General features: G+C 71.4%; 2 protein-coding genes. One reads left to right on the top strand and one right to left on the bottom strand.

Features of this window, described 5'->3' with window-relative positions; genetic code table 11:
- Positions 1-6 precede the first annotated feature (6 nt).
- Positions 7-9,672, bottom strand: coding sequence for a non-ribosomal peptide synthetase (locus tag GD429_RS34610; protein WP_152863983.1), 9,666 nt, complete (start codon positions 9,670-9,672; stop codon positions 7-9).
- A gap of 117 nt (positions 9,673-9,789) precedes the next feature.
- On the opposite strand from GD429_RS34610, the gene GD429_RS41410 reads away from it, so the two are divergent.
- The coding region (locus GD429_RS41410) for a hypothetical protein (RefSeq protein WP_227791955.1) at positions 9,790-9,986 on the top strand (197 nt) is incomplete at its 3' end.

The following is a 9,986-nucleotide window of genomic DNA, read 5'->3' as shown; positions in this document are numbered from 1 at the left end:
TCGTCCTTATTGGGTTTCCAGTTCGCCGAGCAGCGCGTCGATCGCGCTCGCCGCATCGGTCGCGCCGCGTGCCGCGCAGGCCGCGTCGATCGCTTCCGCGCAGCGCGCGAGCGTGCGTGTGTCGAACAGCGTGCGCAGCGGCAGCGCAAGCCCCCAGTGCAGGTTCGCCTGCGCGTGGGCCTGCGTCGCGAGCAGCGAGTGGCCGCCTAGCAGGAAGAAATCGCCGTCGCGGCCGATCGCGTCGACGTGCAGCACGCGTTGCCAGATATCCGCGAGCGCGCGTTCGGTATCGGTCGCGAGTTCGACGGCTTCGGCCGCTTCGCGCACCGGCGCGGGCAACGCATGGCGGTCGCACTTGCCGTTCGGCGTGACGGGCAACGCGTCGAGTTCGATCAGCTGCGACGGCACCATGTAGGCCGGCAGTTGCGCGCGCAACGCGTCGAGCAGCGCCGCACGGTCGAGCGGGCCCGCGTCGCCGCGTGCGACATAGCCGATCAATTGCTCGTCGCGCACGATCACGACCGCATCGTTCACGCCGGGCGCCGCACGCAGCAGCGCCTCGATCTCGCCCGGCTCGATCCGCTGGCCGCGCAGCTTCACCTGCGTGTCGACGCGGCCGAGATAGTCGAGCGCACCGTCGGCGCGCCGGCGTGCGAGGTCACCCGTGCGGTACATGCGTGCGCCCGGCGCGAATGGATCGGGCACGAAACGCTCGGCGGTCAACGCCGGGCGGCCGAGATAACCGCGCGCCAGGCCCGCGCCCGCGAGATACAGTTCGCCGGTCGCGCCGGCCGGCACCGGCTGCCATGCGGCATCGAGCACATGCAGCTGCAGGTTCGCGATCGGATGGCCGATCGGCACCGCGACCGCGTTCGCGTCGTCGGGGCCGCAAGTCCAGTTCGACACGTCGATCGCGGCCTCGGTCGGCCCGTACAGGTTCACCAGCGTCGCATTCGGCAGCAGCCGCGCCATCTTCGCGACGAGTTCGGGCGCGAGCGCCTCGCCGCTCGCGACGATCAGGCGCACGCTGTCGCATTGCGCGGAGGCCGAGAAATCGTCGAGATACGCGGCGAACGCAGCGAGCATCGACGGCACGAAATGCAGCACCGTCACGCCGTGCGCATGGATCGCGGCCGCGAGACGCGCCGGATCGCGATGGTCGCCGGGCGCGGCGATCACGAGCTTCGCGCCGATCGCCAGCGGCCACACGAATTCCCAGACCGACACGTCGAAGCCGAACGGCGTCTTGTGCAGCACGACATCGTCGCGCGTCAGACGGTATGCGTGCTGCATCCACGCGATCCGGTTCGCGAGCGCGCCGTGCGTGTTGCCGGCGCCCTTCGGCTTGCCGGTCGAGCCCGACGTGTAGATCAGGTACGCGAGTCGGGCGTCGTCGATGGCGACACCTGCGGGCGCTTCTTCACCTTCCTCCGCTTCATCGGCGAGCAGGTCCGCAACCGTCAGCAACTGCGTCGCGGTATCGGCGCCGAGCGCGGCCTCGACCTGCTCGCGCAGATGCGCCTGCGTGATCGCGACGGCCGGCCGCGCGTCGCGCAGCAGGTACGCGATGCGCTCGGCCGGATAGTCGGGATCGACCGGCAGGTACGCGGCACCGGCCCTCAGCACGCCAACGAGCGCCATCACCATGTCGAACGAGCGCTCGACGCACAGCGCGACCGGCGTGTCGGGCCGTACGCCGCGCCGGCGCAGCGCGGCCGCGATGCGCGACGTGCCGACGTCGAGTTCGCGATAGGTCGCGCGATGCACGCCGCCGTGAACGTCCGCGTATTCGAGCGCGATCGCGTCGGGCGTCGCGCGCGCCGCATCGACGAATTGCAGATGCAGCGGCTGACGTTGCGAAGCCGGCCATGACTGCGCGGTGTCCTGCGCAAGCGCCAGCGCGTCGCGGGTTGCGTCGTCCGCGATCGACAGCGCGCCGAGCAGCGCGTCCGGCGTGCGGGCCAGCGCATCGAGCGCGCAGGCGAACGCACGGTGCCAGGTCTCGACCTGCCGCGCATCGATGCGTGCGGTGTCGTAGCCGTAGTCGATCGTCAGCTCGGCGCCGCTCTCGATCACGAGCGTCAGCGCAAAATCGGTCGCTTCGATGCTGCGCACGCCGCTCAATGCAAGCGCGCGCGGATCGGCGTCGCACGCCGTGTCGTCCACCGGGTAGTTCTCGAACACGACCAGCGTGTCGAACAGTGCGCCGCCCGCACCGCGCGCCCAGCGCTGGATGTCGGCAAGCGGCGTGTGCGCATGCTCGGCGGCCGCCGCATTCTCGCGTTGCAGCGCTTGCAGCCAGTCGGCCGCGCGCTGCTGCGGCGCGGGTGCGGTGATCACCGGCAGCGTGTTGATGAAAAGACCGAGCACCGTGTCGACATCCGCGAGCGCATCGGGGCGGCCCGCGACGGTCGCGCCGAACGCGACGGCCGGCTGGTGCGTCATCCGCTGCAGCGCGAGCGCCCACGCGCCCTGCACCAGCGTGTTGACCGTCAGCTTCAGTGCGCGCGCCGTCTGCGCGACGCGAGTCAGCGCATCCGCATCGATCGTCGCGTGCCACGTGGCCATATCGGCGTCCGCGCGATCGGCCGCGCGTTCCGCGATCAGCGTCGGCGCATCGAGCCGCGCGAGGCGTTCGGTCCAGAAGCGTTCGTCGGCTTCGCTATCGCGCGTGCCGAGCCACGCGATGAAGTCGCGATAGCGCAGCGCCGGGCGGCTCGCGAACGGCGATACCGCGTCCGGGTCGCGATAGTCGTGCAGCACGTCCGCGAGCAGGCGCGCGGTGCTCCAGCCGTCGAGCAGCACGTGGTGACGCGTCCACACGACGCGCCATGCGTCGTCCGTCACGCGGATCAGCGTGAGCCGCATCAGCGGCGGCTCGCGCCAGTCGAAACCGCGTGCGCGGTCGGTCGCGAGCCATGCGTCGAAATCGGCGTCGAGCGTGTCGCCGCGCGTGCGCCAGTCGAGCCGCTCGACCGGCATCCGTGCGTAGCGATGAACGCACTGCAGCGGTGCGGCTTCGTCGGGCATCACGCTCGTGCGCAGGATGTCGTGGCGCGCAACGGACGCGTCGAACGCGGCCGCGAGGCGGTCGGCATCGAGCGCGGTCGCGGTCGCGACGAGCTGGTTCACATAGCTCGCGTGGCCGGGCGCGAACAGCGCATGGAACAGGATGCCCTGCTGCGTCGGCGACAGCGGATACACGTCGTCGATCGTGCGCCAGTCGAGCGGCGTACGTTCGATCGCGGCCTGCGTGAGGCCGGCGGCCTGCGCGAGCGGGAAATCGCCCGGCGTCGCGCCGCCGCCGCGATGCGCGACGCGCGACGCGCACGCGTCGACGAGTTCGCGCAATGCGACTGCAAAGCGTTCGGCGAACGCGTCGATCGTCGCACGCTCGAACTGGGGCGCGCCATAGACCCAGTGCACTTTCAGCGTGCGCGCGCCGTCGCGGTCCGTATCGAGGTACGCGTGGATCGCGAGCGTATTGCCGAGCGGCCCTTGAGGATCGCGCTCGACGCCGGTGCCGCCGAAACGCGGCACGAGCGTTGCGTCGCGCGGCGCGTCGAACTGGCCGAGATAGTTGAACGTGACGCGCGGGCGCGGCACGGCGGCCAGCGCCGCGCGCGTCGCCGCATCGCCGTAATGCGCGAGCACGCCGAAGCCGAGCCCCTTGTGCGGCACCGCGCGCAGCGTGTCCTTGACCGCGCACAGTGTGTCGCTCGCGGTCGCTTCGACCGGCAGCGTCACCGGGTAGTGGCTCGTCAGCCAGCCGATCGTGCGGCTCGCGTCCGCATCGTCGAACAACGCCTCGCGGCCGTGCCCTTCCAGTTCGATGCGGCACGATGCGCCGCCGCCGCGTGCGCCGGACAGCGCCAGCGCGAGTGCGGCACCGAGAAGCTCGATCGACTGCGTGCGATAGGCCGCATGCGCATCGGTCAGCGCCGCGCGGGTCAATGTCGCGTCGATCGTCTGCATGACGATGGCTGCATCGGCATTCGTCGCCGCTGCGTCGGGATGATCGGGCACGAGGTCGTCGCCCTGCGCCATCCCGGCCCAGTACGCGGTTTCGGCTACAAACGGCGATGCCGGTTCCGTCGCGGCGCGCGCGAGCCGTGCGGCCCATGCGTCCGTACGCAGGCCCGGCTGCGACAGTCGGACCGGCGTGCGTTCGCACGCGGCGCGGTAGGCCGTGTCGAGCTCGTCGAGCAGGATGCGCCACGACACGCCGTCGACGATCGCGTGGTGAATCGCCAGATAGAGCCGCGACGACCCGTCCGGCAGCCGTGCCGCGCATGCGCAAGCGAGCGGCCCGCGGCCGAGATCGAGACGGCGCTGCAACGCGTCGAAACGAGCAAGCGCGTCGGCTTCGCCGCGGGCGGCGACTTCGACGAACGGCAGCGCATCGTATGGCTTCGCGGCATCGCTGGCGTGCCACGTGCCGTCCGAGCCGCGCGAGAAGCGTTGACGGAACGCATCGTGATGCGTCAGCAACGCATCGAATGCGCGCGCGAACGCGTCCGCGTCGAACGGCCCTCGCACGTCGAACGCGACCGACTGGTTCCAGTGGCCGCGCTGCGGGACGTCGAGCGCGAAGAAGCGTTGCTGCGCAGGCGTCAGGATTGGCGCGGCAGCCGGCGTCGCCACTACAGCTGCGATTGCGGGCTGTGCGGTAGGAGTCACGTCCTCGGTCTTCGCGATGCGTGCGAGTTCGGCCACCGTCGGGTTGTCGAACAGTTGCTTCGGCGTGAAGCGCACGCCGCGCTTGCGCGCACGAGCGATCACCTGCAGCACGAGGATCGAATCGCCGCCGAGTTCGAAGAAGTTGTCGTCGCGGCCGACCTGCGGCGCCTTCAGCACGGCCTGCCAGACTTCGGCGAGCACCATTTCGACCGCGCCCTGCGGCGCGTCGCCGGACGCGATCGCGACGGGCGCGGCAGCCAGTTCGCGCAGCGCCGCGCGATCGATCTTGCCGTTCGCGGTCACCGGTAGGCGCGCGAGCACGACGAACTGCGCGGGCACCATGTAGTCGGGCAGCTTCGCGGCAAGCGCCGCGCGCATGGCGGCCTCGTCGAATGCCGCACCGTCGCGCATCACGACGAAGGTCGCGAGCCGCAGGCGGCCGTCATGCTCGATCGCGAGCGTTTCGGCCTGCGCGATCGGGCCGGCCGCGCGCACGGCCGCACTCACCTCGCCCGGTTCGACGCGGTAGCCGCGGATCTTCACCTGGTCGTCGATGCGGCCGAGGAACGCGAGACGGCCGTCCGCGCGCAAGCGCACGCGGTCGCCGGTGCGATACAGCCGCGCGCCGGGCGTGAACGGATCGGGCACGAAGCGTTCGGCGGTCTGTGCCGGACGCCCGAGGTAGCCGCGCGCGACGCCCGGCCCACCGAGATACAGCTCACCCGTCGCGCCGGCCGGCACGCATGCGCCGAATGCGTCGAGCACCAGCGCGCGCGCATTCGGCAGCGGCAGGCCGAGCGGCACGCCGCTCGCGGGATCGCGCGCATCGGCGGCGATCGACGCCGTGTCGCATGCGATCGCGCCGACCGTCGCTTCGGTCGGCCCGTAATGGTTGATCACGCGGCAGGCCGGCGCGAGCGCGGCCAGGCGCGCAACGAGCGCCCACGTGAGCGTTTCGCCGCCCGTCACGAGCGCGTGGCGCGGCAGCACGTCAGCCGGCGCGCGCGCGTCGAGCAGCGCCTGCAGGTGGCTCGGCACGATCTTCAGCACGCCGACGTCGCGGCGGCGCATCTCGTCCGCGAACAGGTCGGGATCGAACGCACACGCGGCCGGCAGCAGGTGCAGCGTGCGACCCGCGCACAGCGCGCCGAACAGCGTCGTGTGGCCGAGGTCGGCCGCAACGGTCGACACCATCGCGAACGATGCATCCGGTGCGAACGCGAGTTCGTCGAGCATCCCCTGTACGTAATCGGCCAGTGCACCGTGCGACACGACGACACCCTTCGGCGTGCCGGTCGAGCCCGACGTATAGATCAGGTACGCGCCCTGTTCCGGATGCGGCGCGACGCGCACGCCGGCCGCATGCGCGAGCGTCGCGTCCTGTGCGAGCGTATCGACGTCGAGCGGTTGCGCGTCGATGCCGGCGGGCCACGCGACCGTCTCCGCGACGAGCGCCCAGCGCGCGCCGCAGTCGGCTGCTGCCGCGGCGAGTCGTTCGGACGGTTGCGCGGGATCGAGCAATACGGCAAGCGCACCGGCTTTCAGCGCGCCGAGCAGGCCGACGACGAAGCGCGCCGAACGTTCGACGCAGACGATGACGGACGCTTCGGCGGCGACGCCGCGCTGCGTCAGCGCATGCGCGATGCGGTTCGACGCGTCGTCGAGTTCGGCGAACGTCAGCGACGCCGACGCATCGGCGAGCGCGACGCGATGCGGATACGCGGCCGCCTGTCGCGCGAACGCGGCGACGATGTCGGCATGTTCGACGCGCAGCGCACGGCCGTCGCGCGGCTGGCGCGAGGCGGCCGATGCGTCGCACGGCAGCGTGGCCGTCGCGCATTGCGGATCGTGCGCGGCCGCGCCGACGAGCGCCGCATAGCTGTCGAGCCACGCGCGTGCGGTGTCGGCGTCGATGCAGTCGGTCGCATAGGCCGCGACCAGTTCGATCCCGTTCGCGTCGTCGGTGAAATCCAGCGCGAAATCGAAACGCGCGGCCAGGTCGGGCCCCGGCGTGGCAACAGCGGTCGCGCCCGGCAGCACGCTGTCGTGCCGCGCGTCGAACTGCTGCGCGAATTTCACGCGCAGCCATTCGTCGCCGCGCTTGACCGGCGGCTTCACCGCATCGACGACACGCTCGAACGGCACGTCCTGGTGCGCAACCGCGTCGAGCGCCGCCGTACGCGCCGCGTCGACGAGCGTACGGAACGGCAGCGTCGGCGCCACGCGCACGCGCAGCGCGACCGTATTCAGGAACAGCCCCAGCAACGCACGCGTTTCAGCGCGCTGGCGATGCGCGACCGGCACCGCGACGACGACGTCCGTTTCGCCGGTCAGGCGCGACAGCCATGCGTCGAGCGCGGCCAGCAGCACCGTGAAGACGGTGGCCTGCGCGTCGCGCGCGAGTTGCCGCACGTCGGACGCGACCGCGTCGGGCAGGCGTACCGATACACGCGCGCCCTGCAGCGTACGCGCGGCGCCCGGCTGACGATCGACCGGCAGTGCGATCGGGCCCGGCACGTCGCGCAATGCGCCGCGCCAGTAATCGAGCTGGCGTTCGCCCTCGCCGCCGGCCAGCATGTCGCGCTGCCAGTCCGCGTAGTCGGCGTACTGGATCGGCAGGTCGGGCAGCGACGGTTCACGGCCTTCGGCATACGCGCGGTACGCGGCCGACAGTTCGTCGAACGCGCAGCGCGAGCTCCAGCCGTCGGTGATTGCATGATGCGCGGTCAGCAGCAGGCGGTGACGATCGTCGGCGAGCGCGACGAGCGTCGCGCGCAGCAGCGGGCCGCGGGCGAGATCGAACGGCTCGGCCGCATCGCGCTCGGCAAGCCGCGCGGCTTGCGCGTCGCGCGCGGCCGGCGGCAGATCGCGCAGGTCGATGTCGGCGATCGACACCGGCAGATGCGCATGAATCCGCTGCATCACGACGCCGTCGTCGTTGTCGACGAGCGTCGTGCGCCACGCCTCGTGCCGGCCGATCACGTGATCGAGCGCGCGCTGCAGCGCGTCGCGATCGAGCGAGCCGTCGATCGTCCAGTGCGCGGCGATGTGATACGCGGCGCTCGCGTCACGCGTTTGCGCGAGCACCCAGAAACGTTGCTGCGCGAGCGACGCCGCACGGTCGACATGCGGCGCGCTCGATGCGGCCGCATCGGCCGACGCGCGGCGTGAGGAAATGGCGGCCAGCGGCTCGCCGGTCTCGTGCTCCGCGCGATCGACCGTTTCGGCCAGTTCCGCGAGCGCCGGATCGGCGAACAACGTATCGAGCCGCAGGTTCACGCGCGATGCGGCACGAATCGCGGCCTGCAACTGCATCGCGGCGAGCGAATCGGCGCCCAGCGCGAAGAAATGGTCGTCGCGCGACGGCGCGGCGTCGAGGCCGAGCAGCGTCTGCCAGAGGCCGGCGAGCTGCCGTTCGGTCGGCGTGCGCGGCGCGTCGCCGGCGCGTTGCGTCGTGTCGCGCGCGGCGGCAATCCGCTCGCGTAGCGCGGCGCGGTCGATCTTGCCGTTCAACGTATACGGCAGCGCGTCGCAGCGCACGAACCGGTGCGGCTGCCAGGCCGCCGGCAATTGCGCGGCCACGTGCGCCTTCAGCGCCGCATCGTCGGTCGCTGCGCGCAGCGCGACGCATGCGATCAGCCGCGTCGGTCCGTTGCCGGTTTCGGCAACCACGGCCGCGTCGGCCACGGCCGGATGCGAGCGCAGGCACGCGGCGATTTCCGCGGGCTCCACGCGCACGCCGCGCACCTGGACCTGGTCGTCGAGGCGGCCGAGATAGTCGAATGCGCCGTCGTCACGCAGGCGGGCGAGATCGCCCGTGCGGTAGACACGCGCACCCGGCTCGCCGTCCGGATCGGGAATGAACCGTTCGGCCGTCAGCGCCGGGCGGCCGTGATAGCCGCGCGCGACGCAGACGCCGCCGAGCAGCAGCTCGCCCACGCCATCGCTCTCACCGCCGTCGATGCGCGCGACGCGCGGGCCGATCACGCGTCCGATAGGCAGCGACGCATACGCGTCGTCGGCGGCCAGCACGGGCGCCTCGCCCGGTTCGACCGGCCACAGCATCGGCGAGATCACGGCCTCGGTCGGCCCATAGCCGTTGATCAGGCGTACCGACGGAAACGTGCGGCGCACGAATTCGAATGCCTGCTGCGGCAGCGCTTCGCCGCCGAACGCGAGCACGCGCAATGCGGGCGGCACGCCGTCGCGCGCGGCGACAGCCGCGAATTCCCGCAGGTATGCAGGCGGAAATGCGGCGACGTTGACCGATTCGCGCACCATCAGCGCATGCGCGGCGTCGGGCGCGAACGGCTGCGGCGGCGCCACGACGATACTGGCGCCGATCGCGAGCGGCGCGAGCCAGCATTCATGCGCGGCATCGAAATTGACCGACGCGAAATGCAGCAGACGGTCGCCGGCCTCGATCGGCAGCGCTGCCGCAAGCGCGTCGCAATGCGCGGCGAGCGGCCCGTGTTCGACGACGACCGCCTTCGGCATGCCGGTCGAGCCCGACGTATAGATCATGTAGGCGGCCGCACGCGGGTGCACGGGCGCGTCTTCGTCATCGGCAGCGAAGTCCTGCTCGCCCGCCGCTTCCGCTGCCGCGTCGAACGCGTGTTCGAACGGCGTGCCGAGCGCCGCGCGGCCGGCTTCGTCGACGATGCCGTGCCGCAGTTGCGCATCCCGGACGATCCAGTCGAGGCGCGCGGCCGGATGACGCGGATCGAGCGGCACGAACACGCCGCCCGCCTTCAGCACGGCCAGCAGCGCGACGAACAGCTCGCACGAGCGCTCGACGCAGACGCCGACCCGCACTTCCGCGCCGACGCCGGCCGCGCGCAGTTGCCGGGCCAGCCACGACGCACGCGCGTCGAGCGCGCCGCGCGACAGGCGCAAGTCGTTCTGGAAAGGTACCGCGATGGCGGGCGCGTCGGGCGCGACACGCGCCAGTTCGCGGATTCGGTGATGCAGCGCAGTCGGGAAACTCGTCATGTGCGTGAAGTCCTTCGGTCCGGCCGCTTCGGCCAAGTCTCGGGGCCGCTTGGGGCGGCTTCACTGGTGTGACGAACGGCGCGGCCGATTTTTTACCGTTTCGCGCTCAAACCGTGCGTGATCGTCTTTTTTGCACGCGCTGCTAAATATTTGCGCGGCCCGTTCGTCTATCAGGGAGGAAAGCCGGAACGGGCGCGCCCCGCCCGCCGCTTTCGCATCGACTTTTTCGCTTCCGCGTATTCGCTTGCCTTCCCTTTACCGACGTTGCCGATGACTGCTGCCCACGAGCCTTCTTCCCCGCCGCCCCTCGACGC

It is taken from the genome of Burkholderia sp. BE17 (assembly GCF_009362305.1).
In the GTDB taxonomy this organism is placed as follows: domain Bacteria; phylum Pseudomonadota; class Gammaproteobacteria; order Burkholderiales; family Burkholderiaceae; genus Burkholderia; species Burkholderia pyrrocinia_C.
Note: the sequence above shows the minus strand (reverse complement) of the source record. Positions and strands in the feature narration are given on the sequence as shown.